The sequence below is a fragment of the Streptomyces sp. 13-12-16 genome, from assembly GCF_002114215.1.
Lineage (GTDB): Bacteria > Actinomycetota > Actinomycetes > Streptomycetales > Streptomycetaceae > Streptomyces.
Map to the genome: position 1 here is coordinate 4,448 of NZ_NCTE01001145.1, position 1,228 is coordinate 5,675.

Genomic DNA, 1,228 nt, shown 5'->3' on the forward strand with positions numbered 1-1,228 from the left:
GGAAGCACCGGCAGGTGACCGCGGCCGGCCCCGGCGGGGTGGGGAAGACCCGGCTCGCCCTGGCGGTGGCCGCGGACCTGGCCGACGACTTCCCCGACGGAGTGTGGTTCGTCGATCTGGTCCCGGTCACCGATCCGGGGCGCGTGGGCGCGGCGGTCGCGGCGGCCGTGGGCGCGGGCGACCAGCCGGGGCGCGACATCGACGACGCGGTGCTGGCCGCGCTCGCGGAGCACCGGGCGTTGCTGGTGCTGGACAACTGCGAACAGGTGCGCGACGGGGTGGCCCCGTTCCTGGAACGGCTTCTGACGGCCTGTCCGCGGCTGTACGTGCTCGCGACGAGCCGCGCCCGGCTGATGGTGCCCTTCGAGCGGGTCTTCCCGGTCCCGCCGCTGTCGCGGGACGGCGGCGACGAGTCGGACGCGGTCGCCCTGTTCATGGACCGGGCCGCAGCGGTCGGCTGGCCGCCGGGGCCGACGGTGAGCGAGGGAGTCGTGGCCATCTGCGAACGGCTCGACGGCATGGCGCTCGCGATCGAGCTGGCGGCGGCACGCTGGTCCACGCTCGGCCTCGACGGCCTGACCGCCGGTCTCTCCGATCAGCTGCGGACCCTGAGCGGCGGCGCCCGCGCCGACGACCGGCACCGGTCGGTACGGGCGGTACTGGACTGGAGCCACGACCTGCTCGAGCCGCAGGACCGGGCGCTGCTGCGCCGGGTGTCGGTGTTCGTCACGCCGTTCACCGCCGACGCGGCCGCCGAGGTCGCCGCCTTCACCCCGCTGGACGCGTCCGCGGTCTTTGACGGGCTCGGCAGACTCGCCGAGCAGAACCTGCTCTCCGTGACACCGTCCGAGACCGGCACCCGGTACCAGGCGCGGGAGACCATCCGGCAGTACGGGACCGAGCGGCTCACCGACGCCGGTGAGCGGACCGTCGTACGGTCCCGCCACGCGCAGTGGTGCCTGGCCGCCGCGGAGGCCCTGTCGGGCTCCGGCGACGCCGACTGGCGCGTCCGGTTCGACGCGGTGGCGGACGACGTCAGGGCTGCTCTCGCCTGGGCCGCCGACCGGCCGGAGCGACGGGAGGACGCCTGCCGTCTGGCCCGGCTCCTGGCCGGACTGGCCTTCACCCGCAACCTGCTCGGCGAGGCCCAGCAGCGGTACGAGCAGGCGGCGCGGCTCGCCGGGGACGCCGCGGGGGCGTCGGCGCTGCGCGAGGCCGCGGCGGTGGC

1 pseudogene is annotated in these 1,228 nt (G+C 76.2%); it reads left to right on the forward strand.

The features are described from left to right. Positions 1–14: 14 nt before the first annotated feature. Positions 15–1,228, forward strand: a pseudogene (locus tag B7767_RS36610) (ATPase); the annotation flags it as partial.